Genomic DNA, 24444 nt, shown 5'->3' with positions numbered 1-24444 from the left:
GTCCGGGGATGTAATGCCGCGCTGGAAATCCGAAACGGGCCAGCAGCAGGTGTCGGTTATCTACTGCGGGACCAGCGGAAGGTCAAGGTATTGGACCGCCGCAGGGCGGAATATAGTCCTCGGAGGGGCCCTTCCCCTCGCCTGACATTATATGTATCGCGAGGCGGTCAGGAGACCGTGGTCCCGGAGAAATTGGATGACAAGCCTGAGAATCTCCGAAACGCTATAGTTGTTGTAGCTGACACAGGACAACCGGAAGTGAATCGCCCTTCTCTACAGACCACCCCCGCGCCAACGAAACCATTCTGGTCAGGCCTGTTACTCTTAGCCGTCTTGATCGTATTCCCGCTGCTCTATCTCTGCTCTTTCATCGCACTTGGTGTTTGTTTTGGTGTGCTCGAGCATCGTTTTTCCATTGCCGCGGTTCCGGCAGTTATCCTGACGCTCTCGTGGGCGTATTGCTTCCACCGCTATCCAGCGTTCCAAAAGGCAACAATCGCATTTTTCGAGCTCCTGCGAATGATTGTCCGGGCCGCTCCTCATCATTAGTCCATCGGACAACGAGGCGGCATCATCCTTGCGTCTGGATTCAAGGACGAAATCGTCTCGCTAGGACGGCGTCCGGGGGGCCATCGACCTGACGCTTCTGTGGCGGCGCGGTGACACTGCCGCCAAATCAGTTGGAAGTATCGCCCAATCTATCCACACTTCCGCGCCGCCCAAGCCGAACACGGCGACGACTGTTAGGCACAGAGAGACGTGGATTCTCTCGAGGCCTTTGATGAAAAAAATTCTGCTCACCACAGCACTTGTTGCGTTCAGTTCAATCAGCGCCGTCGCTGCCGATCTCGGCGCCCGCCCCTACACCAAGGCCCCGGCGATGGACCCAGCCTACGACTGGTCGGGATTCTATATTGGCGTCAACGCAGGCTACGGCTGGGCGCGCAACGAACACACAGATATCACTCCTGGTGGTGCCTGGTGGACTGCGGGTGCGGATATGGGCAGCGTCCAGACGACAAACCCGCGTGGCGCGGCCTACGGCGGCCAAATCGGCTACAACTGGCAAGCGGCGAACTGGGTGTTCGGTGTGGAAGGACAATTCAACGGCGCCGACCTCAAGCGGACGGATCTCAGTATCTTCTATCCAGACACAGACTCCCTTAGCTCAAGAATAGACTCCTTCGGGACGGTCACCGCCCGTCTCGGCTACGCGTTCAACAACTGGCTGCCCTACATCAAGGGGGGCTACGCCGCCGCGCATCTGGGAACGAAAAACTTCGACGACGAAGGCAACTATCTCGACCACAGCGCGTGGCGCTCCGGCTACGTGGTGGGTGCAGGTGTCGAAGTTGCGTTCGCCGCAAACTGGATCCTCGGCGTTGAATACAATTACATGGATTTCGGCGGGACGTCGTTTTCTGGAACAGACATTGGCAGCAAAGTCGATCCATCACTGAGGGACGAGGCCTTCAACGACAGGCTGAAGGTCGAAACCGTCACAGCGCGCCTCAGCTACAAGTTCGGCGGCCCCGCCGTGGCGAAGTACTGACCGTTCATAAACTCCAGTGTGCAAACTCAAGCCCGGCCTCGCGCCGGGCTTTTCTTTTGATCCGAGACCTCATCGCTGTAACGCCTGCGACCGCGTCACGTTCGGCTTACCCCCGCGATGAGCCTGCAAGCCGCATTTCAACCTGGCTACTTTTTCTGCTTGGTGCGCGCATCGGCCACCGCATGCGCGAAACCATCGTAAGTGAGCGCCTGATTGACCCTGTAGGGCCCGATCAAAAAGCCCGGCGTTCCCAGAAAGCCGATGGCGGCGCCAATGGCGAGATTGCGTTTGATCAGCTTACCGATGTCCTCCGCATGTCCGTTGATATCCGCATCGAGCCGGGTCATATCGACGCCGGTCTTGCGCACCTCCTCGATCATGCGCTCCTGCGGAATGCCCTCACCCGGAATGTTCATCAGCGCATGATGGACGTCGAGGTACTTGTCTTGATACCTGGCTGCCAACGCTATCCGCGCGCCGACGATGGAGGTCGGCCCCAGGATCGGCCAGTCCTTATAGACAAGCCTGATCTTTCCATCGGTCTTCACAAGGCGCTCGAGATTTTGCGCCGCCTTCTTACAGAACGGGCAATTGTAGTCGAAGAAATCCACGATCGTCAGATCGCCGTCCGGATTGCCCGCCGTCGGCGCTTCCGGATCATGCAGGATGTCCTCCCGCGTAATCTCATTGTCGTCCGCCAAAGCAACGGACGGCAAGATCAACAGCAATGTGGCGGCCAGACGCAGAAAGGATGCGCGTGAAAGCAATTTTTCCATGAGGTATCTCCGATAAACGAAAGTCGATGGGTCAGGCGCGCAAGGCCCTTGCGACCTTGGCAAGGAACGCATTGACGCTGACGGCGCCGATCACACGTGAGCTTGAGATTTCCGCCCCTTCCGGATCGAGAAAGACGATGGTTGGCGGGCCAACGACATCAAACCGCTGCATCAGCTTCTTGCTGAACTGATCGACACGCGTCACATCCGCGCGGATCAGGACCACATTGCGCAGCTCCTGAAGCACCGCGGGCACCGAGAGCACGTTGCGCTCCATCACCTTGCACTCCACGCACCACTCGGCAGAGAAATCCACCATGACCATGCGGCCCTGCTTGCTAGCGGATGCAATCGCGCGATCAAGTTCGGCTTCGCTCGAGACGATCTGGAAATGACTTTTGTCGGCGTCGGCGTTCTGCGGCCGCGTCACGAGACCGACCACGTCGAGCGGACGGAGTGGCTCGTACCGCGCACTCGCAGCACCAACGAGCAGCACACAACCGTAGAGCATGGCGACGACACCGACGGTCCGAAAGGCGATGCGCGGCACGCTCCACCTCGATTTGAAAATATTCAACGCGTCGAGCGCAAAGCCGATGGCGATGAACAACGCTCCCCAGCTAGCCGCGACCACCGCGATCGGCAGCACCCGCGACGCCATCCAAATCGCTAGACCAATGAAGATGAAGCCGAATGCGGTTTTGACATGCGCGAGCCATGGTCCGGAACGTGGCAACACCTTCGCGCCGAGAATGCCGAACGCCAGCAGCGGAATTCCCATCCCGACGCCAAGCGCGAATAACGCCGACGAACCACGGAGAACATTTCCGGTCTGCGCGACATAGATCAACGCGGCTGCAAGCGGCGGCGTAACGCAAGGACCGACAATCAGCGCCGAGCCAAATCCCAAGAGCCCCGCTCCGCCAATCGATCCACGATTGCCCGCGGCACCGGCCAGCTTCGTCGTCCAATGCTGCGGAAGCTGCAACTCGAACAGCCCGAACATGGACAGCGACAGCACCACGAATATCAGGCTCATCAGTAGAATGGCCCATGGCGTCTGCAGAACCGCCTGCAGGTTTTCTCCCGACCATGCGGCGAAGACGCCGAGTACGCTGTAAGCCGCAGCCATGGCGAGCACATATGTTCCCGACAAAGCGAGACTGCGCCCGATGGATAATCCGCCGCCGGTACGCGCCAGCATGCCCGACAGGATCGGCACCATCGGGAACACACATGGCGTAAACGACAGCAACAACCCGAACCCGAAGAATGCGGCCAGCATCGGCAGATATCCGCCGTCGAGGCTCACAGCTCCCGTTCCGGATTCTGTTCCCGCTGCGGGCTCTGCTGCCACAGGCACCGCCCCTGCGGATTCATACTCAACAGGGCGCGTGCTCACGCCATTGTGTTCACTCTCGGACGGCTCGGTCACCGCGAGCGTTTCGAGATCGATCGCCTTCGTGATGGGCGGATAGCAGAGGACATTTTCCGCGCACCCCTGATAGGTGACCTGGATTGTTCCGGTCTTCGGTAGATCCTCCATGGCGACCGTTGCCATGGCAGAGCCGTGATAGACCTCCGTTAACCCGAATGTCGGGTCGTCCTTCATGTCACCGTGGGACAGCGTGATCTTCAGCGGCTTGCCGTCGCGGGTCGCAGCAATTCTCTCCCGATAAAGGTAGTGCCCCGGCGCGATCGACCAGTTGAGTTCGATTCCCGTTTCCTCGTCGAGTTGAACATTCAACTTAAAAACGTCATCGGCCGGGCGTGGTCCTGCGGCGAATGCCGCACCGACGACAAACGCGAATATCAGGACAAGGAACGTAACAAACCGGAGCGTGCGCACGTATTGCATGGCGTACCTTCTGTGAATGATGGCGCCATGTGAATTGTCCACCTTAAGCCAGCCTTAAGCCTGGTTGGTCACTTGAGCGCCTGATTGGGGATTGACCATCCATGCGAATTCTCGTTGTCGAAGACGATCCGGTTCTGTCCGACGGGCTACGCGCGGGCCTTGGCCTGTTCGGGGCAACCCTCGACGTCGTCTCGAATTGCGCCGACGGTCGCGCCGCGGTGGCATCAAGTGAGTTCGATGCACTGGTTCTCGACCTGATGCTGCCCGATGGATCGGGGCTCGATCTGCTGACGCAGATGCGGGCCAACGGTGACCTGACGCCGGTGCTGGTGCTGAGCGCGCAGGACGAGATCGCGGACCGCGTGAAAGGCCTTGATGCGGGCGCCGACGATTACCTCGGCAAGCCCTTCGACCTCGATGAACTGGCCGCACGCGTGCGCGCCATCGGCCGCCGTCAGTCAGGCCGCGCCTCTCCTTTCCTCTCGCACAATGGCATCATCCTCGATCCCGCGCAGATGACAGCGAGTGTCAGCGGCGAACAGATTCGGCTGTCGCGCCGCGAGTTCGCGATTCTCTCCGCTCTCATGCGCCGCCCCGGCGCAGTCATCTCAAAAGACGATCTCGAAGCACGGCTCTACGGTTGGCAGGAGGAGATCGAAAGCAACACCGTTGAAGTGCACATCCACAAGCTGCGCGCGAAGGTCGGCAAGCACAGAATCGAGACCGTTCGCGGCCTCGGCTACCGCATGAAGCTGGACGCTGCATGAACTCCTTGAGAAGCCGGCTCTTCGTCATTCTCGTGGCGGCTACCGGCTTGATCTGGCTGTTTGCTGCGTGCTGGATCTACATCGGCGCGAAGCAGGAAGTCGAAACGGTTCTCGATGCGCGCCTGCAGGAAGCGGCGCGCATGGTGGCATCGCTGGTGCCAAGCAGCGGCCTGCCCCCAGCCGGACAAGGCCCCACATCGAGCCATGTGATCGACATTCCAAGTTACGAGCGCCAGCTTTCGTGCCAGATCTGGTCGCTGGACGGCCAACTCGTTGCCAAATCGAGCGGCGCGCCAGCGACGAAATTCACCGACACACGCGCGGGCTTTTCAGACCGCAAAATCGACGATGAAAACTGGCGTGTCTACACCATCGAGGATCACTCTAAAGGCATCCGCGTCCTCGTGGGCGACCGGCTCGGACAGCGGACTCACCTTGTTGCCGAGTTGATCAAAGGCTTGCTTGCCCCGATGCTGCTCATGATTCCGCTGCTCGGCTTCCTGATCTGGGTAAGCCTCAATCGCGGATTGCGACCGCTGCGGATCATGGCGGAAGGGCTGCAGGCACGAGACGCTGACGACATGAGCCCGGTCGATGTCGGACGCCTGCCAAAGGAAATCCATCCGGTCGTTGCGTCGCTGAATGGATTGTTCGCCAAGGTACAGACGGCACGGCAGCATGAACGCGAGATCACGGCATTCGCGGCACATGAGCTGCGCACGCCGCTGGCCGGCTTGAAGATGCAGGCGCAGATTTCGATCGCAGCACACGACAAGCCGACGCGCGACGCAGCGTTGCGGCAGATCATGATCGCGGTCGACCGCACTACTCGGCTGGTCCGCCAGCTTCTCACGGTTGCCAAGCTCGATGCCACCCAAGAGGCCGAACACAACACGACTATCAATATCGGCACCGTGCTGGACGAGATAGTGAGCGCGCTGCCCGTTCCTAACGTCGGCGTTCAAATCGCAATCGATCCGTCGCTCCGGCGCACAACCGTCAACACCAATCGCGAACTTCTTACGCTCGCGATCCGCAATCTGCATGAGAACGCACTCCATCACATGCCGGACACAGGCGTCGTGAGGTGGTCTACGGAAACGGTTGGCGACGAGCTGGTCGTCTTCGCTGAAGATGAAGGCCCCGGCATTCCGGATGATGAGATCGCGCTCGCAACCAATCGCTTTTTCCGGGGCCGTCACAAGAGCGCCGTGGGCAGCGGCCTCGGGCTGTCCATCGTCGAGCTCGCCTTGAAAGCCAGCGGCGCGCGGCTGATCCTGCAAAACCGCACCGACAGATCGGGCCTGCGGGTTCAGATCATCTGGCCGATAAGCCGCGCCCCGCAAAGCCATACATCGAGCGAATACATCCACGGCAACGCGCAGCTTCGCCTTCAGGCCGCGTCGTAGCGCTCACTGATCCTTCTTGCGGCGCGAAGCGAGACGACGGTCGATGGACAGCGGCCCCGCTCCTCCCATTACAAGAGCGGCAAGCCCTGCAAGATAAAGCAGATCGGTTTCATATCCCGGTTGACCGAAATACGCTCCGCTCTCGGTTACAGATTGCAACTTGATCGAGCTGAAGCCGTTCGGCAGGTGCACGGTAAAAATCGCCACCAGCAGGACAACCGCCATCGGAATGCTGACGAGCGGAAGCAACGCGCCAACAAGCACAGCCAATCCTCCCACAAGCTCGATCAGGATCGTCAGCCACGACATCATCCACGGCATCGGCACATGCAGAGCATGCAGGAGACTCGCGAAAGAGTCCGCGCCACGCGCGAACTTCGCGTAGCCATGCTGCATGAAACCGAATCCGACAATCATCCTGAGCGGGATCGGATACCAAGCCGATTGAATCGAATTTGTGAGAGCGTAGTAACGGGCGACAAGCGAGCGCATGTGTGGATCCAGTCATCTTGAACAGATTGATGCGCCGATCCCGGATTACGGGACCAGCGCAAGACCGGACCAATGCGAACTTAAACCAGCCTTAAGCAAGCCATGCGGGTCACTCACGCGTGTTCAATGACGCGTGAACTATCCACGACGATCCTCAAAGAATTATCGAGAGCAGACACACGCCCCGACAGGGCGGTAACACCCGTGTGCGCGAGTGACACAAGTGTGCGTTCTTGCACAATTTCACTTTTTCGACATCTAAGCTTCCACCTCACCCATGGATCGAAAATTCGCGACGCCGTCAACGCACCGCGATTCACTCTTTCCCAACGAGAAGCCCTGACATGCCCGCGATGGAAATCGGAATCGACAGCTTCGCCATTCTTCCGCTAGGCGCAGCATCGGCAAACCAGCACCAGGCCGCAGCCGCGCGCATGGAGCAACTGCTTGTGGAGATCGAGACCGCTGACCGCGTCGGCCTCGATAGTTTTGGCATGGGCGAACATCACAGGCCTGAATTCCTGGACTCCGCACCGGCACTCATTCTCGCCGCCGCAGCCGCGCGGACGAAATCGATCCGCCTCACCAGCGCAGTCACCGTACTTGGCGCAGCCGACCCCGTGCGCGTCTTTCAACAATTCGCAACCCTCGACCTGATCTCGAAGGGGCGCGCCGAGATCGTTGTCGGCCGTGGCTCCTCCATCGAGGCCTTTCCGCTGTTCGGCTATGACCTGAACGACTACGACGACCTGTTCGCCGAGAAGCTCGACCTGCTGCTCAAGGTGCGCGATGCCTCCCATATTGAGTGGTCTGGACGCTTCAGGCCCGCACTGCGCGGACAAGGCATCTATCCGCGCCCCTTACAAGAAAAGCTGCCGATCTGGCTCGGCGTCGGCGGAACGCCGCAATCGTTCGTCCGCGCCGGCATGCTCGGCCTGCCGCTGATGCTGGCGGTGATCGGCGGGCGATACGAACAGTTTCGCCCGCTGGTTGATCTTTATCGCGAGGCGGGTCTGCGCGCGGGACACGCGCCGGACACATTGCGTGTGGGATTGCATACGATCGGCTTCGTTGCTCCCACGTCGAAACAAGCAGCGGACATCTTCTATCCCGGTTGGGCGCAGCTGATGTCCGTGGTCGGCCGCGAGCGCGGCTGGTCCGCCCCCACCCGTCGCGACTTCGATGTGATGTGCAGCGACAGGGGCACCTTCCTGATTGGAGACCCGGATCACGTCACCGCCAATCTGATGCGGGCGAACGACATCCTCGGCGGGTTGTCGCGCGTCACATTCCAGATGAGCACGGCGTCCACCGATCACGAGGCCATGACCGCCGCCATTACGCTGCTCGGCGAGAAGGTTGCGCCCGCTATGCGGTCGGCGACCGCATAAACACTCGCCCCCCGAACCGATTGATCCCGCGAGGCTTTCACGGAACCGTGACGCGGGAAATCACCGCGTCATATTGGCTGCTTCATAGCGAAAGGCAGGACGACAAATTGCGGGATGGCCCCGCTCCCGGTATGAATTGGGTCATCTGATTTGGTGGCACAGCCACATTTACCCGAGGCAGAAGATCAAGCCATGATCCAGGCCATCAAACGTATCACGCTCGCCCTTTTCGTCAGCGTGTGCATCGCGGCAGCCTTAAGCGCAGCGCCTGCGGGCGCGCGCGCGGTGACCGATTCCGCCGGACGGCAGGTCGATGTGCCCGACACGATCTCCCGGGTATTCGCGGCCGGCCCTCCGGCTTCAACGCTCCTTTACGTGCTCGCGCCGCAGAAAATGATCGGCTGGGTCCGCCCACCGCGCGAGCCCGAAAAACCCTTCCTGCTTCCGTCCACGCGTGAGCTTCCTGAATTGGGACGGCTGACCGGCCGTGGCGATACGCTCAACCTCGAGCGGCTGCTGGCGGCAAAGCCCGACATCATCATCGACTTCGGCACCATCAATGACACCTATCGCTCGCTGGCGGATCGCGTCCAGGGCCAGACCGGCATTCCTTATCTCCTCATCGATGGCCGCTTCCAGAACACGCCAACGGCGCTGCGCCTGCTGGCGGATGTGCTAGGCGTGAGAGAACGCGGTGAACAACTGGCGCATGCTGCAGAACAGACCTTCGCGCGTGTCGACAAGACCATCGCCGAAATCCCAGCCGATAAACGCCCGCACGTTTATCTCGCGCGCGGTCCCGAAGGACTTGAGAGCGGATCACGCGGCTCGATCAACACCGAGATCATCGAGCGTGTCGGCGGCATCAATGTCGTCGAGGGACTGCGGGAGAAAGGCGGCATCGTCAATGTCTCCCCCGAACAGGTGATCGCATGGGCGCCGGATACGATCATCACGCTGGACCGCCGTTTCCAGAAAGCTGTGCATGAGAAGGCTGAATGGAAGCCTGTCCCGGCCGTTGCTTCAAACCGCATTTTTGTGGCGCCCAACCTGCCCTATGGCTTTATCGACTCGCCGCCATCGATCAACCGCCTCGCTGGTCTGACGTGGTTGCTCTACAAACTCTACCCGGACAAAACGCAGGGCAATCTGCGCGATGATACTCGCGCGTTTTACAAACTGTTCTATCAGGTCGATCTGACGGATGCGCAGCTCGACACCTTGCTTGATGGTTCGGGAGGTTGAGACGCAGCCTTGCGCACCGCAACCACGATCATTCTTCTCTTCGTTCTTCTCATCGCCATTGCGCTGATCGCATCGGGTGTCGGCCCCTACCCGATTGCACCGCTGACCGTTCTCGATGTGTTGACCCATCGGCTGTTCGGCACCAGCGCCGACACAACGCTTTCGACCGTCCTGTTCAATATCCGCCTGCCACGCGTGGTGGCTGCGGGTCTCGTCGGTGCGGCGCTCGCCGCTGCGGGCGCAGCCTATCAAAGCCTGTTTCGCAATTCTCTGGTTTCGCCTGACATCCTTGGGGTCTCGACCGGCGCCGGACTGGGCGCCGTGATCGGCATCCTGCTCGGCCTGCCGGTGTTCATGATCCAATTGTTCGGATTTGCCGGCGGCCTTGCCACCGTCACGATTGTGGTGGCGTTGGCGCGGACGCTGCGCGGGAGTGGCGACGTGCTGGTGCTCGTCCTGGCGGGCATCGTGGTCGGCGCGCTCGCGGGTGCGGCGATCTCGCTCGTGAAGGTGCTTGCCGATCCCTACGACCAGCTTCCCGCGATCACGTTCTGGCTGCTCGGCAGTCTTGCCGGGGTGAAGGCCAACGATGTCGCGGCCACCGTGCCCGTTGTGCTGATCGGCCTTGCGCCGCTGATCCTGCTGCGGTGGCAGATCGGCGTTCTCTCCCTCGGCGACGACGAAGCCCGCGCACTCGGCGTGAATGTCGAGCGTATCCGCGCCATCGTGATCGCGGCGGCAACCCTTGTGACCGCGAGCGTTGTGGCGATTTCCGGCGTGATCGGCTGGGTCGGCCTGATGATCCCGCATATGGCGCGCATTCTCACCGGACCAAGATTTGACCGCCTGTTGCTCGCGTCGATCCCACTCGGCGCGGCGTTCATGATCGCGGTCGATACGCTGGCACGATCCGGCGCTCGCATCGAGATTCCACTCGGCGTGCTGACAGCAGCCATCGGCGGCCCGCTGTTTGTGTGGTTGCTGGCGCGCAGCCGCAAGAGGCTCGTGCCATGACGCCGCGCGAAGCCAAAAACCTGGCCATCGGCTACGGCTCGACCACCATCGCGCGCGGTCTCAATCTCGCATTGCCGCCGGGCACGATCACATGCCTGCTTGGTCCAAACGGTGTCGGCAAGACCACGCTGTTCAAAACACTGCTCGGATTGATCCCTGCGATGCATGGATCGGTGCTTGTGGGCGGCGAAGACCTCACCCAGATGACCCGCGAGCGGATCGCGCGCCAGATTGCCTATGTCCCTCAGGCATCCCCTTCTGAATTCGCCTACACCGTTCTCGATCTCGTCATGATGGGACGTACCGCTTATCTCGGCACCTTCGGTACGCCGCGAAAAGCCGACTACGAGGAAGCTGCCCGCGCGCTCGACCTGCTCGGCATCGGCGCCCTCGCCGAGCGCGATTCAACGCGTATCTCAGGCGGGCAGCGGCAGCTGGCACTCATTGCACGCGCACTGGCCCAGAAGGCGAACGTCATCATGATGGATGAGCCGACCGCGAGCCTCGATCTCGGCAATCGCAGTCTCGTTCTCGATACTATCCGCAATCTATCAGCGAGTGGACTGACGATCGTACTGTCCACCCACGAGCCGGAGCACGCGTTCTTGGTCGCCGATCAGGTCGCGATCCTTGGCCGTGATCGTTTCGTCACGGGCACTCCCGCAACGACGATGACATCGGACGAACTGTCGAGGCTTTACGGCTTGCCGATCACGATCGAGAAAACGTCTTCGGGACGATCTGTTGTTGTCGCCGGGAAGAAAGAGACGTGACGATTCAAACGTGTTACGCGCCAACCTAACCCGCCGCGCGGCGCGACCGACCGATATCGGACTTAAGCGCCATCAGATCCTTGCGAGCCGCGGCCTCCGCCGCCTTCTCGATCCGACGATAGCGCTCGACCAGCGAGATGCCGAACGGCGTGAGCGCCGCTCCGCCACCGTGTTTACCCCCGGTTTTCCGTTCCACCGCCGGGCGTCCGCAGATGGTGTTGATTTCATCCACCAGATCCCAGGCACGCTTGTAGGACATCTCCAGCGCCCTTCCCGCAGCCGAGATCGAGCCGCAGGTCTGGATCGCCTCCAGCAACTGAATCTTGCCCGGACCAATCCTGGCACCGGAATCCAGATCGATCCTTAAACTCAATGAGGGGGTTGCCTTTGGAGATGACTTTTTCATCGCTTAGCCATTCGACGAGCTGCTATTCCGGCGCTTTGCATCAACATCTTGGGACCGAGTAGCCCGACAATAATCCGTCCCCGATGCAAAGCAACTCGACAGGTTGCGAGCTGAGGACACGCAGGGCGAAAACGAAGCCGCCGAGCGGGTGTCCGCGCGAGGCCACTTTTTTATTCGACGCACGTGGCTCGAAATGTCGATTGACACTGATTGTGGTTCGTCAGTATGGATGCCGCCATGAACAACAACCGGACAATCATCCGCGCTGGACTCCGTCGTCGCTCGTTCGACGATGCCGGGTCGCGCCATGTCCGACGACGATGCTGAACGCTTAAACGTCAGTATGTCTTCAAGGAGGCCGCACCCGCAGTGCGGCCTCCTTGCGTTTGGGCCGCCTGCTCTTTCCAGCACAGGAGCCCAGCATGACTGCAGCAATACACTCGTTCGACGCGTTGATGGACATCACGCCCCGCCCACCGATCGTATTCGCTCGCGGCGAAGGCAGCTGGCTGTGGGACCAAACCGGCAAGCGCTATCTCGACTTTGTGCAAGGTTGGGCCGTGAATTGCCTTGGTCACTCGCCGCCGGCAGTCACTGAGGCTTTAGCCCTTCAGTCAAAAACCCTTTTGACGCCGAGTCCGGCCTTCTACAACGCGCCGAGTCTCAAACTGGCGCAGGCACTCGTTGACAGCAGTTGCTTTGATCAGGTGTTCTTCACCAACTCAGGGGCCGAAGCCAACGAGGGTGCGATCAAACTGGCGCGCAAATACGGCGGGCTGCATCGCGACGGCGCTTACGAGATCATCACGTTCGATGGCGCCTTTCATGGCCGCACCCTGGCGGCGATGTCAGCCTCGGGCAAGAAAGCATTCGAGCCGCTGTTCGAACCCAAGGTGCCAGGCTTCCCGAAAGCGAAGCTCAACGACCTGGAATCAGTCAAGGCGCTGATCAGTCGGAAGACCGTCGCGGTGATGCTGGAGCCTGTTCAGGGCGAAGCCGGCGTCTGGCCTGCAACCGACAAATTCCTGCAAGCACTGCGGGAGTTGACGAAGCAATATGGACTGTTGCTGATCGTCGATGAAATCCAGACCGGCATAGGCCGCACCGGAAAGCTCTTCCACTACGAACACACCGGCATCGTTCCCGACATTATGACGCTTGGCAAAGGCATCGGCGGCGGCGTCCCGCTCGGCGTTCTGCTTGCGACAACGCCGGCCTCCTGCTTCGAGTACGGGGATCAAGGAGGCACCTTTAACGGCAACCCGCTCATGTGCGCGGCAGGGCTCGCCGTCCTGCAACAGGTTAATCAGCCGGATTTTCTGCAGCAGGTCGTGGACAGCGGCACTTTCTTGACCAGCGAGTTGGAACGACTTTCCGCCCGGTATGGACTTGGCGAGGTGCGCGGCCGGGGTCTGTTGCTGGCGCTCGATTTGAAGCGCTCCATCGGACCATCAATTGTTGCCACAGCGCTCCAGGATGGTCTGCTGCTCAACGCCCCACAGCAGGATATTCTGCGCTTTATGCCCGCCCTAAATGTGACGCGGGATGAAATCGCACAGATGATCGTGCAGCTCGACGGGATGCTGGGCAAACTCAGCGGCGATGTCGTCGCTGCGTGATCCCAAAATAAAAAGCAGCTCCGAACGGTTGCCCGTTCGGAGCCGCTTTTGTCGTGTCAGATCTTACTCGAAGCCCGCGACGTGGTGCGGCTCGTACGGCGACTCGAGTGCGCTGATCTCGTCGTCGGTCAGCTTCAGATACACCGCCGCCACTGCATCGGTCAGGTGGTTCGGCTTCGAAGCGCCGACGATCGGCGCAGTCACGCCGAGCTGCCGCATCACCCATGCCAGCGCAACTTGCGCCCGCGACACGCTGCGCGCCTTGGCAATCTCCGCTACCTTCTGCACGATGACCTTGTCGGACTCGAAGGCGCGGGCAAAAAACGTCTTGCCGAACAGATCCGTCTCCTGACGCTCGCTGGTCTCGCTCCAGTCGCGCGTCAACCGGCCACGCGCCAGCGGGCTCCATGGAATGACCGCCACGCCCTGATCGAAGCAAAGCGGCAGCATGTCGCGCTCTTCCTCGCGGTACAGCAAGCTCAGATGGTCCTGCATGCTGACGAATTCGGTCCAGCCGTTCAGCCGCGAGACATACAGCGCTTTGGCGAATTGCCACGCATGCATCGACGACGCGCCGATGTAACGCGCCTTGCCCGCCTTCACGACATCGTGGAGCGCCTCTAATGTTTCTTCGATCGGCGTTCCATAGTCCCAGCGATGGATCTGATAGAGATCGACATAGTCGGTGCCGAGTCGCTTCAGACTGTGGTCGATCTCGGTCATGATCGCCTTGCGGGAGAGCCCTGCTCCATTTGGGCCAGGACGCATGCGGTTATAGACCTTGGTCGCGAGCACGATGTCGTCGCGCTTGGCGTAATCCTTCAGCGCACGGCCGACGATCTCCTCAGACGTCCCGTCCGAATAGGCGTTCGCCGTATCGAAGAAATTGATGCCGAGGTCGAGCGCCTGCTTGATCAACGGCCGGCTGGCTTCTTCCTTGATGGTCCAGCTATGATTGCCTCGATCGGGCTCACCGAAGGTCATGCATCCGAGACAGATGCGCGAAACATCCATACCGGTTGATCCGAATTTTACGTATTCCATTGAGTTGCTCCGGGACTGAAGAAAGGCAGACAGGTTCGGGCGATTGCGCCGAAGGCGGCCGACAGCCTAATTCGCGCCACGTGGAACGCAAGTGGCGCGCGCTATATCAAAATGGCAATAGCGTACGGGACATGTTCAGCTTACCGCGGTCAACACGCGTCAAGTCGTTCGCCTGCATCTCAGGCATGCCCTAGTGCGGTGAATCTGACGTTCGTATCAATAATAACCACTGGTCCATCATACGAACGTCAGATCCAAAACCGCACTAGCTTCATATTTTTGCTAGTGTCCCCTAGGTTCTGACATTCGTAAACGTGCTAGCCGCAAGCTGATACGAATGTCAGAACCGGGGCACTAGCGCACGCAACAGCCGCTGCGGCGTCATCGGAATTTGCGTGACGTGCGCCCCGAGTGGGGCCATCGCATCGTTCACCGCGTTCATCGCCGCAGCCGATGCCGCCGCCGTGCCGGCCTCGCCGCAGCCCTTGGCGCCCAGTTCGGTGTCGCGCGTCGGTGTCTCGACATGGGCGATCTTGATGTCGGGCATCTCAAAGGCCATCGGCACGAGGTAATCTGCCAGCGAGCCGTTCTCGAGTTGCCCAGTCTCGCTGTATTTGCACTCCTCGAAGAATGCTGCGCCCAGCCCCTGGATCGCGCCACCGCGAACCTGCTCGTCCACCAGCATCGGGTTGATGACGCGTCCGCAATCCTCCGCCACCCAGACGCCGAGGATCTTCGTGAATCCGGTCTCGACATCGACCTCCACATGGCAGCCCTGGACGCCGTTGGTGAAGGCAAACGGATAACCGCGCGGCGAATAGTGATGCGCGACGGTGAGCTGCGGAGACACGTCAGCCGGCAGCGTATCGGAGCGATAGTAGGAAATGCGCGCGACATCGGCGAGCGACATCCGGATGTTGCCGGTGTCCGCATCGACGATCTGCGCGTTCTGGATATCAAGGGTGTCAGGCTTGGCCTGTAAGATCGCGCCAGCCACCTGAAGAACATTGCCCTTCAACTTCTTCGCAGCCTGGAATGCGGTCTCACCACCGATGCCCGCGCCGCGGCAGGCCCAGTTGGCCCCGCCCTGCGGCGTCACGTCGGTGTCGCCGGTGATGACGCGCACGGTCTCGCGATCGACGCCCAGATTTTCCGCGACGATCTGGCCGACAATGGTCTCGGTGCCCTGCCCGTGCTCACCCACGCTGATGAGGCACTGCACCTCACCCGACGGCGTGATCTTCACAATGGCGCCGTCCTGCGAAGAGATGCGCGCACCGCCGACGCCATAGAAGGCCGGCGATGGGTTGGTGATCTCCACGAACATCGCAATGCCAATGCCGCGATAGATACCCTTCTCGCGCAACTCTTGCTGCTCCTTCACGAGCCGCGGGTAATCCATCATGTCGTGAAGCTTGTCGAGGCATTGCTCGTGGGACAGACGCTCGAACTTGTATCCCGTCGGCGACGTATAGGGATACATGTCCTGCGTAATGATGTTGCGCCGCCGGATCTCGAACGGATCGAGGCCGACGCGCCGTGCGACGTCGTCCATCAGCCCTTCGGTGACCGAGCACGCGATCGGATGGCCCACGGCACGGTACTGGCTGGTCTGCACCTTGTTCTGAAACACAACGTTGAGATCGCCGCGGTAGTTCCTGAAGCGATACGGCGCGCCCATCAGGCGCACCACCTGATTGCCTTCGACAACGCTGGTGCGCGGAAAGCTCGAAAACGCGCCGATCGCCGTCACATCGTCGACCTTCATGCCAAGGATGTTGCCGGATTCATCTGCTGCAAGACTGGCGTGAACGCGATGATCACGGGCATGAATATCGGAGAGAAAAGATTCCATGCGGTCGGCCGAGTACTTCACCGGCCGGCCCGCCATGATGCTGAGGCCCACCACCGCCATGTCCTCGTGATAGACATGAAGCTTCATGCCGAAGGAGCCGCCGATGTCCGGCGCGACCACGCGCACACGCGACTCCGCGATACCGTAGTGACGGCTGTAGAGATCCTGGAACTGATACGGCGTCTGGGTCGCGTGATAGACCGTGAGCTGCTCTTCGGCTGCGTTGTAATCCGCGATGATGGCGCGTGGCTCCAGCGTCACGGCGGTATGCCGGCCAAAGCGGAAGGTGTCTTCCACGACAACCGCACTGTCCTTGAACGCGGCCTCCACATCGCCGCTCTCAAGCTTCAGCGTGAATGACACGTTGGTGCCAAGCTCGGGATTAATGATGTCCGCGCCTTCTTCCCGCGCGGCATCGATGTCAGCGACCACCGGAAGCTCTTCGTAATCCACATTGACCAGCTCGGCAGCATCCTCGGCAATCGCACGGCTGCGCGCGACAACAGCAGCAACCGCCTGCCCGGCCCACACCACCTTGCCGGTCGCAAGCGGCAATTGCGGCGTCGACTTCATGTTGTGGAAGTGATCGAGCGTGCCGACCCATGGTTTGCACAGCTTTGCCAGATCCTCACCGGTCGCCACCAGATGGACGCCCTCGACCTCCAGCGCAGCGCTGGTGTCGACCGACATGATTTTCGCATGGGCATAAGGGCTGCGCACAAACGCTGCATACAGCATGCGCGGCAGCTTCATGTCGGTGACGTAGCGCCCCTTGCCCGCCAGCAATCGCTTGGCGTTCGGACGCGTGACAGAGCGGCCGATATAGCTATTCGGGCGGTCGAGCTTGCTCAGCGTCTTCTCCATGGCCGCAACCTATTCCGGCTTCGACGAGACCGCGCCGGCAGCGACGCGCGCCTGGGCGACGGATTCGATCGAATTGACGATGGCCTCATAGCCGGTGCATCGGCAATAGTTTCCCGACAGGCCGTCGCGGATCTCCTCGCGATTCAGGACCTCGCCACGACTGAGTAATTCATGGGCGGTCACCAGCATGCCCGCGGTGCAGAACCCGCACTGCAATGCGTTGTTGTTGTGAAAGGCCTCCTGAATATCAGCAATGGCCTTGCGCTGGGTCAGCCCCTCGACGGTCTCGATGCGCTCGCCATGTGCCTGCACCGCGTACATCAGGCAGGCGTGCACGGCCTTGCCGTTCAGCAGCACGAGGCACGCGCCGCACACACCCATCTCGCAACCGAGATGCGTGCCGGTCAATTCCAGTTCTTCGCGCAGGAAATCCGCAAGCGACATGCGCGGCTCGATGTAGCGCGCGACGGTCTCGCCGTTCACCTCGAGGGCGACAGGAACGTGTTCGCTCATGCGTGAACTCCTTCAAGCATGCAATCGGCATGGCTGAGTTGCCCAAGCAATCGACCGAGCAGCACGCGGGCCAGATGCATCCGCATCGCCGCACTGGTTTCTTCATTCTCTTCCGGATCGAGATCGTCGTCGAGCGACGCCTGGGCCGCTGCAATCACCGCTGGCGACAGCACTTGATTGGCGATAGCTGCTTCGGCGTTGCGCGCACGGACCGGCGTGGATGCCACAGAGAGAAACGCGATGCGCGCGGACAGCAGCCGGTCACCATCGAATGTTCCCTGAATGCCGGAGCCCACCATCGCGTAGTCGCCTCGGCGGCGCGCCAGTTCGTGGAAGACGCAACGGTCGTTTGCGCCGAACACCGGAATATGGATCGCCACCAGAATGTCGCCGGGCTCCAGTCCTGTGTCGAACAGGTCCTTGAAGAAGCCGTCTGCCTTCATGGTCCTGGTGCCCTCGGGACCGGCAATCTCGAACTCGGCATCGAGGGCCAGCGTCATGGCCGGAAACTCCGCCGCAGGGTCCGCCAGCGCGATCGTCCCGCCGAATGTTCCCTTGTTCCGGATGGCCGGATGCGCCACGTAAGGCGCGGCCCGGCTCAACAGCGGCGCGTAACGCGCAATGTCCGGCGACGTCAGCATCTCGGCGTGCCGCGTCAGTGCGCCGACGCGCAGCACATCGCCGGATTTCGTAATGCCCTTCAACGCTTCAATGCGCGAAATATCGATGAGCACGGCAGGCGCCTGCAGCCGGAGCGAGAGCGACGGCACCAGGCTCTGCCCGCCCGCCAGATACACACAGTCGCCATCGGCTTCAGCGTAGGCATCAAAAGCAGCTTCGAGGGTTTCCGCCCGGACATATTTGAAAGCCCGCGCCTTCACGTCCATTCTCCGATTTTATCACTTGTGACCAATTGGTCTCAAATCACTACTGAAGCCGGATTAGCCCAGAGTCAATATAAATTACCCGCTGGTCTGTTTTCGTTTACCTATCGAAACACCTTAAATTGGTACAATGCCAATCCATCTAGTGTCCCGAATCCAAAGTCCGCCTCCCCGTGTAGCGCGCTCCGTAGCGGACTTTGGATTCGAAAGGACAATAGTAAATCTATGATTCTAGTGTGGCTAAGGTTCAGAAGTTCGCTGGAAGGACTCGCAGTAAAATCAGGCGAACTTCTGAACCGCCACACTAGTGACGACGGGAACGCTGGCTATGCGAAGCAGTGGAAAAAAGACGGCCAAGACCGCACGCCCGAAGAAGGCCGCAGCCGCGAAGAAAGGCGTCCGAACGCGAAAGAACATGCCCGCCGCCGAGCGGGAAAAGGTCATTCTGGAATCTGCCATCCGCTTCTTTGCGGAACATGGCTTCGAGGGACAGCAGCGCGAACTCGCCAAGCGGATCGGCATCACCCATTCAGCGATCTATCGCCACTTCCCAAGCAAGGAAGCGCTGGTCGAGCGTGTTTACGAACACGTTTATCTCGGCAGCTGGCAGAAGCATTGGGCCGATCTGATCCAGGACAGGAGCCGACCGCTCGAAGAACGGCTCAATCAATTCTATTCCGAATACATCGATCATATTTTCCGTTTCGACTGGGTGCGCATCTTCATTTTCGCAGGGCTAAAGTCGTTCGACATCAGCGAGCGCTATCTCACCATGGTGATGAAGACGGTCGGCACGCCCGCACTGATGGAAGCGCGCGAAGAATTCGGATATACGCCCCCCGATGCGCCGATCGGCTGGCGGGAGCATGAATTGTTCTGGGGCCTGCACGGGCGAATTTTTTATATGGCAATCCGCAAATTCGTTTACCGGATGCCCATCCCACCGGACGAGGAGCGCGCTGTGGTCGTGAGCGATGCGGTGCGTCAGTTCATCCTTGGCACGCGGCGGGTTCTCAGCGAACTGCAGAACGGCTGACGGCAGCGACGCGCCACGGGAAAAAATCGTGGCGTCCTTCTACTCCCGTCACGACTTCCCGGAGAAGAGATCCCTGAGAACAACGGCCGCCTCGGCGTTCGGCAGGCTGGTGATGGTTCTGTAAAGACTGATCATCACATTGCAATAACGTGCGTGCTTTGACGGTTCGAGTTTTGTCGCGTTCATCAGGGCAAAGTCATCCTTGGAGAAGCCCTTCGCCGCAAGGTTTGCACCGATCTTCTTCCAGGTCGCAGTGGTGTCGCCGGATGGCGGGCGCTTGACCGCCGTTTTAACGATCTGCTCGTCAAGCGCGAGTTCGCGTTTGATGAGATCAGGCGACAGGGTATCGGCATATGACGTGCGCCCTTCACCGGAAGCATATGCGTAGCAGGCGGCCGGTGCACTCTTACCCAACATCTCGTATTGATCCGCCGCAAGATTTGCAAAGCCAACCACAACCCCATCGTCTGCCTGGGGCAGCAAGCCCAAGATGTGTCCAAACATCTTGGCCCGCATGCCTTCGATGACATGGCCCTCGAGCTCGCCTTTCGAAATCCCTACGTAAAACTGATCCACCAACTCATTGTAGAAATCGGGAAAACGTTCTTTCAGCGCAACGTACACCGGGCCCGCCTTCTGCAGTGATTGATCGAGAACCTCGCGCGAAACGCTTGCGCCGTAACCCGATATAGCGAAGCCTTCACCATCATTGACACTGGTGATCACACCTTCCGCCAGCAGGGCCGAGGTTGTCGGCGTCCACATCTCTTTGTTGGGCGTCGAAAGCGCCTTGTCGATGAAGCTGCGGCTGAAGCCCGCATCAAGGAAGATCCGACGTTCGATTCCACCCTGATGGTCGTCGACCTGATCTTCACCCCCGAATGCGCCGCGATGAAAACCGAGCACCGCGTCTTTTTTCAGGATGCGCTGCTTCCCGCCCGCAAACGCCAGCGTGCACGCTGACATGCACTTCGCAGCGACGAACGTTGTCAGCCCATTCTCTTTGATGACGGCATTGAGAGCAGCTCCCTCACCCAGCCGCCCGCCGACGCTGTCGAGATGCACCACCCGCACCTGACCGGACGCCTTGAGGATTTTCTTGAACTCCTCCGCAAGGCCGTACTTCATACCGCCGATAATTTCGATCTCGGTGCCGCCGTTGAGCAAATGAATCGTGTAGTCCGGCACGTCCGGATCGTTCAGGAAGGCGACGCGCACCGACTCCGACAATTGCGGCACGCCGAATTTGACGAACGAGCCTATGCTTTGCAGGACGGCGATCAGGATGACGAACTTCGCCAACCCCGCCCAAGGCGCCCCCTTGCCGATCGAGGCGCGTTCCGAGATTCGCACATTCGCGGAACGCCATACGCCGACAAATTGCCAAGTAAGCGCAAATACGATCACCAGCCACAGAGCAGCGAAGAATGCGAAGTTCGTAAGCGGCCAAAGACCGTTCTGCGGCCGGATAAGCAATGCCAGCGCCAGCGGAATGGCAACCGCCGCGACATTGGTGCCAACACCTACGAGCCAATAGGACACCCAGAGCGGATATTCGCCCCGCCAGTTACGAGCGATGAAGTTATTGAAGCGATGCTTGGTGAAATGGTCCGGCGACGCCAGATCGTCGAGTGCCGAATGCGGTATCGCACCGTCCTTGGTCTTCTTAGGCCTTGAGAAAATGTCGGCGATCAAACCTGCTAGAAAAAACAGGAAGGCGGTCCAGACTATACCGATCGCCATCATGGCGGCATTCTCGGCAACGCTTTTTCCCGACCAGTCGATATATGAGACGAGCGGCCCGACCCTTAGCGCAGCAGCAAGTGCGACAAGCACCACGCCGAAGCCCAGTCCGTAAAGCGCCCACTTACCCTTCACTCGTGGGAGCTTCGCCGGAATTGCGCTCTGTTGAAGGAAAGTTGCCGCCGGTAACCAGTCTTCAAAGCCGTCACGCCAGACAGCGACGTCGCGAAGTTCGGCGTAGCCTCTCAGGCGCGCATGCAACTCGTAATCATTGAACGGACCATGCTGTCCGCGTGAATCGTGGATATGCCAACCCGCGCCCATTAGTCGCCCCAACCCCAGGTAGGTACATCTTACCCAAGGTTGCATCCTTGAAAAGAGGCAAAACCAGCGCGCGCTTTGCGAGGCCGATAGCGAGGAATCAGTGCGCGGTCTTCATGCGATCGTCTCAGCATGAGACATCGAAAGGCGCCGATAACCCGCAAGGGTTCGCACGATCTGCGTCAGCGCCGCCGTCCGGCGGCGAACATCGCGCCGGCAATGAAAGCGATGCCCAGCATGGCAAGCGGCGCTTTCCGCGTGAAATCCTCGATGGTGTCGAGAATGGGTCTGGTGTTCACGCCCCGCACGGCATCCGCAAACCGACGGCCCGCTTCGAGCGCCTTGTCACTTGCCGCGTCTACCGATTGCCTGACATCCGTCAAGGTATCGGACGCGCGCTCACCCATGTTTGGATTGTCGGTCATCGTCATCCCTCTTCGTGCGCATGTGATCAGGTTTCAAATCATCAACGCTTCAAATCGAATTCACAACGCAACCGCTCAGCGATAAGGAAAATCATCTCTCGCTGGCGAGGGTCTCCTGGCCCCTCCTGCATCACCTCGACACGCCAACTGTCGCCGTCCGGATGAATGGAAACCGCCATGTCGGTCGGCCATTCGCAGATGTCTTCCATCTCGACCTTGATCGACGCTTCAAGTTCTCCGGCCGTCCTGCTCGGCTTCTTCATTTTAACTGTCCACCGACTTTTTGGAGGAAGCCCGGCCACACTGTGACCGGGTCCACCTGTCAGCGCGTTTACTTGCCCGTCTTGCTGGAATTCGGTTGTGCCGTGTTCGGCGACTGCTCCGACGTTCCACCCGCGTTTGTCGATCCGGGAACGGTCGCTCGGTCCTGGCGCGACATCCCGGATGTCTGCCCAGACGTCGTGCCTGTTCCTTTGTGCATGGTGTCAGCACCTGGCTTCATCCCGCCCGACTTGGCGCTCGGCGCGCTGCTACCTTGCGCTTCTGGGGTCTGCGCCATCGCGCCGGTTGAGGACAGTGCCAAAGCACAGGCGCCAACGAACAGTAATTTCTTCATCAGTTCACTCCTTGCATTTCCTGCCGCTAGTGTCCCGATTCCGAAGTTCGCATTATCCCGGTGCACTCTCGTTTGCGAACTTCGGAATCGAAGGACACTAGCAAACTATTGATCTAGTGTGGCTTTGGTTCAGAAGTCCGCGTTCGAGACTCGCTGCACCAATGACGCGGACTTCTGAACCGCCACACTAGGTTAAGTCAGCGCATTTCATCACGTTCCTCAGCATGGTGACGAAACCGTAGGTTCGCCTGCCGCACTAGGCTGACATCTACGCGGTCACGCAAAACCGCGTTCGATCAACTTCTCCTGAAATCCCTGTGAGCGTTTGGCGAGCGCGGAACAAAACGTTTTCCTCCCGCTTTATGGCCATTGGAAAGCGTTCGTTTTTGGAGTTGCGTCGTGTGCTGGTCCGCGCGGTTTCAACCGCCTGTCGAAGTTCCGAACGGAAAACCCCTGCAGACCCTGGCAGACGCACGAAGATTTCTTCTCAAGCTTCCGGACAACGAACGGCGGACCGAGGTCGTGCAAGCGGTCATCGAGACAGTGTTGATGGCCGCCATGCGAACTGGCCACATCCCGAATGCTCAGGCCAGTATGATCGCCTTAATACAAAGCAAGGCGGCGCGGCAGCCAGTGCAGAAGAACGAACGATGATGATGGACGCAACGAAAGGACTGAAAAACCTGCTGGCGGTTTTGGATGCGCATAAGTCGCGCGGCTGGGCTGCGCACAACGAATTCGATTACTTCACGCTATGTCCCACATGCGGATACTGGTTCGATTGTCGCAATCCGGAAAATCTCGTCAAGCACAAGCACACGATCGCCGCCGGCATTGCCGTGACCACGATCGTGCAAACGTCCGGCGTAGAGATCCGCGATTCGGCTCTCCCACTTCGGAATTCGCCGCCAAGCATCGCGGTCGAAACGCCGGACCTGCTTCCTGAAACCCCGGTTGGTGGAGCGAAGCCATAGCCACCGGCCGCACCGGGAAAGGCGAGCATCCAACAGCTCGTTGTTTATTTATTTAAAAAGGAGGATTGAGAATGGTTCGTGCGACGATAGTTGCGGCCGCGATATTACTGGCAAACTCCGGTGCCTTCGCGCAGGACGCTCAGCGCAGCGGCACACCCCAGCAACAGCAGGCATGTTCGAAAGACGTCTCGCGCCATTGCCGCTCGGTGATGAAGGAAAGCGACGCCATCATCGCAAACTGCCTGCGGGAGAACCGCGCCAAGCTCAGCAAATCCTGCCTCAAGGCAATGGCTGAGCAGCAGTAGCGCCTGCGGTCGATCTGCGAGGATGATTGATAGTGGCAAACCACGCGAAGGCATCCGTGGCAAAGGGCATCTGTGCGTTTGTCTCACATCCTATATTATGTAAGTAGGCATAGCGGCATGAAGGCCGCACCGCTGAGGGCATCCGATGAAAACGCCTCGCGACCTCGCCCACCGCATGCGCGATCGCCAGGATCGCCGCAAGGTTGACGACGGATTCGTGCGCGAGACATTCACGCTTCCCCGGCCTGAAGCGCGCACAAGAGCGGAAGGCTTCTTCGCGCGCTATCCGAAAGCGGCTTACATGAGTGAAGTCGAAAGCTGGCGCGAATTGCCGAGTGGCGAGATCGAATTCACCATGAAGCGGCTGCGGTCGGCGGATTGAGGCAACCAGCAGTAGCGGGAACTGACCGGAAATTGGAATTTGGGCGGCGCCTCACCAGCTCGTGAGGCACCGCCGGAGCCACTTCCCGAGGCCGTGATAGCCCTGCGCTGGAACTTAATGGCCTTTTTTGCTATTGTTTCAGGGCCAACGGAGCGGGACAGTCCATTGGCTAAGGCCCGG

24 protein-coding genes are annotated in these 24444 nt (G+C 59.9%); 12 read left to right on the top strand and 12 right to left on the bottom strand.

Going from position 1 to position 24444, the window contains the following annotated elements; all coding sequences use genetic code 11:
* The first annotated feature begins 781 nt into the window (after positions 1–781).
* The gene (locus ACZ5C3_RS12740) at positions 782–1552 is read left to right on the top strand and encodes an outer membrane protein (protein ID WP_464044739.1); all 771 of its coding nucleotides are present in this window, start codon (positions 782–784) and stop codon (positions 1550–1552) included.
* A gap of 146 nt (positions 1553–1698) precedes the next feature.
* Here the strand turns inward: ACZ5C3_RS12740 and ACZ5C3_RS12735 are convergent, their stop codons facing one another.
* Positions 1699–2328 carry a DsbA family protein gene (locus ACZ5C3_RS12735; RefSeq protein ID WP_464038014.1) on the bottom strand — a complete coding sequence of 210 codons (630 nt, stop codon included), beginning with the start codon at positions 2326–2328 and terminating at the stop codon, positions 1699–1701.
* Between the two features lie 31 nt (positions 2329–2359).
* Positions 2360–4186, bottom strand: coding sequence for a protein-disulfide reductase DsbD (gene dsbD, locus ACZ5C3_RS12730; protein ID WP_464038013.1), 1827 nt, complete (start codon positions 4184–4186; stop codon positions 2360–2362).
* 101 nt (positions 4187–4287) lie between these two features.
* Here dsbD and ACZ5C3_RS12725 point away from each other — a divergent pair, with 101 nt between their 5' ends.
* Entirely contained in the window at positions 4288–4953 is a 666-nt protein-coding gene (locus ACZ5C3_RS12725) for a response regulator (RefSeq protein ID WP_464044738.1), read from the top strand.
* Positions 4950–6362: an ATP-binding protein gene (locus tag ACZ5C3_RS12720; RefSeq protein WP_464038012.1), complete on the top strand. Its 1413-nt coding sequence runs from the start codon at positions 4950–4952 to the stop codon at positions 6360–6362. The genes ACZ5C3_RS12725 and ACZ5C3_RS12720 overlap by 4 nt, the downstream gene beginning before the upstream one ends.
* A gap of 3 nt (positions 6363–6365) precedes the next feature.
* On the opposite strand, the gene ACZ5C3_RS12715 is transcribed toward ACZ5C3_RS12720, so the two are convergent.
* Positions 6366–6854, bottom strand: coding sequence for a DoxX family protein (locus tag ACZ5C3_RS12715; RefSeq protein WP_464038011.1), 489 nt, complete (start codon positions 6852–6854; stop codon positions 6366–6368).
* 353 nt (positions 6855–7207) lie between these two features.
* Here ACZ5C3_RS12715 and ACZ5C3_RS12710 point away from each other — a divergent pair, with 353 nt between their 5' ends.
* From ACZ5C3_RS12710 to ACZ5C3_RS12695, 4 genes are all read left to right on the top strand, one after another.
* Positions 7208–8245 (top strand): Atu2307/SP_0267 family LLM class monooxygenase, encoded by a 1038-nt coding sequence (locus ACZ5C3_RS12710; RefSeq protein WP_464038330.1) that lies wholly within the window; start codon positions 7208–7210, stop codon positions 8243–8245.
* A 192-nt stretch (positions 8246–8437) separates the two neighbouring features.
* Complete coding sequence (locus ACZ5C3_RS12705; protein WP_464038010.1) at positions 8438–9490, top strand: iron ABC transporter substrate-binding protein; 1053 nt, start codon at positions 8438–8440, stop codon at positions 9488–9490.
* 9 nt (positions 9491–9499) lie between these two features.
* Entirely contained in the window at positions 9500–10504 is a 1005-nt protein-coding gene (locus tag ACZ5C3_RS12700; protein ID WP_464038009.1) for a FecCD family ABC transporter permease, read from the top strand.
* Entirely contained in the window at positions 10501–11277 is a 777-nt protein-coding gene (locus tag ACZ5C3_RS12695) for an ABC transporter ATP-binding protein (RefSeq protein WP_464038008.1), read from the top strand. The genes ACZ5C3_RS12700 and ACZ5C3_RS12695 overlap by 4 nt, the downstream gene beginning before the upstream one ends.
* A 25-nt stretch (positions 11278–11302) precedes the next feature.
* Here ACZ5C3_RS12695 and ACZ5C3_RS12690 read toward each other — a convergent pair whose 3' ends face one another.
* Positions 11303–11683 carry a winged helix-turn-helix domain-containing protein gene (locus ACZ5C3_RS12690; protein WP_464038007.1) on the bottom strand — a complete coding sequence of 127 codons (381 nt, stop codon included), beginning with the start codon at positions 11681–11683 and terminating at the stop codon, positions 11303–11305.
* A 422-nt stretch (positions 11684–12105) separates the two neighbouring features.
* Here ACZ5C3_RS12690 and ACZ5C3_RS12685 point away from each other — a divergent pair, with 422 nt between their 5' ends.
* The gene (locus tag ACZ5C3_RS12685) at positions 12106–13302 is read left to right on the top strand and encodes an acetylornithine transaminase (RefSeq protein ID WP_464038006.1); all 1197 of its coding nucleotides are present in this window, start codon (positions 12106–12108) and stop codon (positions 13300–13302) included.
* A gap of 63 nt (positions 13303–13365) precedes the next feature.
* Here ACZ5C3_RS12685 and ACZ5C3_RS12680 read toward each other — a convergent pair whose 3' ends face one another.
* The 4 genes from ACZ5C3_RS12680 to ACZ5C3_RS12665 all read right to left on the bottom strand — a co-directional run bounded on the left by ACZ5C3_RS12680 (position 13366) and on the right by ACZ5C3_RS12665 (position 18459).
* Positions 13366–14346, bottom strand: a complete 981-nt coding sequence (locus ACZ5C3_RS12680) for an aldo/keto reductase (RefSeq protein ID WP_464038005.1) — start codon at positions 14344–14346, stop codon at positions 13366–13368.
* Positions 14347–14686: 340 nt separating this feature from the next.
* Positions 14687–17065, bottom strand: coding sequence for a xanthine dehydrogenase family protein molybdopterin-binding subunit (locus ACZ5C3_RS12675; protein ID WP_464038004.1), 2379 nt, complete (start codon positions 17063–17065; stop codon positions 14687–14689).
* 9 nt (positions 17066–17074) lie between these two features.
* Positions 17075–17578: a (2Fe-2S)-binding protein gene (locus tag ACZ5C3_RS12670; RefSeq protein WP_464038003.1), complete on the bottom strand. Its 504-nt coding sequence runs from the start codon at positions 17576–17578 to the stop codon at positions 17075–17077.
* The gene (locus ACZ5C3_RS12665; RefSeq protein ID WP_464038002.1) at positions 17575–18459 is read right to left on the bottom strand and encodes an FAD binding domain-containing protein; all 885 of its coding nucleotides are present in this window, start codon (positions 18457–18459) and stop codon (positions 17575–17577) included. Before ACZ5C3_RS12665 ends, ACZ5C3_RS12670 begins: the two co-directional genes overlap by 4 nt.
* Before the next feature lie 331 nt (positions 18460–18790).
* Here ACZ5C3_RS12665 and ACZ5C3_RS12660 point away from each other — a divergent pair, with 331 nt between their 5' ends.
* Positions 18791–19498: a TetR/AcrR family transcriptional regulator gene (locus ACZ5C3_RS12660; protein ID WP_464038001.1), complete on the top strand. Its 708-nt coding sequence runs from the start codon at positions 18791–18793 to the stop codon at positions 19496–19498.
* Between the two features lie 48 nt (positions 19499–19546).
* Here the strand turns inward: ACZ5C3_RS12660 and ACZ5C3_RS12655 are convergent, their stop codons facing one another.
* From ACZ5C3_RS12655 to ACZ5C3_RS12640, 4 genes are all read right to left on the bottom strand, one after another.
* Positions 19547–21565: a GYF domain-containing protein gene (locus ACZ5C3_RS12655; protein ID WP_464044737.1), complete on the bottom strand. Its 2019-nt coding sequence runs from the start codon at positions 21563–21565 to the stop codon at positions 19547–19549.
* Between the two features lie 179 nt (positions 21566–21744).
* A complete protein-coding gene (locus tag ACZ5C3_RS12650) occupies positions 21745–21987 on the bottom strand; it encodes a hypothetical protein (protein ID WP_464038000.1) in 243 nt (80 codons plus the stop codon).
* 41 nt (positions 21988–22028) lie between these two features.
* Complete coding sequence (locus tag ACZ5C3_RS12645) at positions 22029–22250, bottom strand: hypothetical protein (protein ID WP_464037999.1); 222 nt, start codon at positions 22248–22250, stop codon at positions 22029–22031.
* Between the two features lie 68 nt (positions 22251–22318).
* The gene (locus tag ACZ5C3_RS12640; RefSeq protein WP_464037998.1) at positions 22319–22603 is read right to left on the bottom strand and encodes a hypothetical protein; all 285 of its coding nucleotides are present in this window, start codon (positions 22601–22603) and stop codon (positions 22319–22321) included.
* Between the two features lie 650 nt (positions 22604–23253).
* Between ACZ5C3_RS12640 and ACZ5C3_RS12635 the strand changes: the two genes are divergently transcribed.
* From ACZ5C3_RS12635 to ACZ5C3_RS12625, 3 genes are all read left to right on the top strand, one after another.
* Positions 23254–23577: a hypothetical protein gene (locus tag ACZ5C3_RS12635; RefSeq protein WP_464037997.1), complete on the top strand. Its 324-nt coding sequence runs from the start codon at positions 23254–23256 to the stop codon at positions 23575–23577.
* Between the two features lie 71 nt (positions 23578–23648).
* Positions 23649–23882 (top strand): hypothetical protein, encoded by a 234-nt coding sequence (locus ACZ5C3_RS12630; RefSeq protein WP_464037996.1) that lies wholly within the window; start codon positions 23649–23651, stop codon positions 23880–23882.
* Between the two features lie 145 nt (positions 23883–24027).
* Positions 24028–24264 carry a hypothetical protein gene (locus ACZ5C3_RS12625; RefSeq protein WP_464037995.1) on the top strand — a complete coding sequence of 79 codons (237 nt, stop codon included), beginning with the start codon at positions 24028–24030 and terminating at the stop codon, positions 24262–24264.
* The last annotated feature ends 180 nt before the right edge of the window (positions 24265–24444 follow it).

It is taken from the genome of Afipia dichlorophenoxyacetatis, from assembly GCF_055386385.1.
Note: the sequence above shows the minus strand (reverse complement) of the source record. Positions and strands in the feature narration are given on the sequence as shown.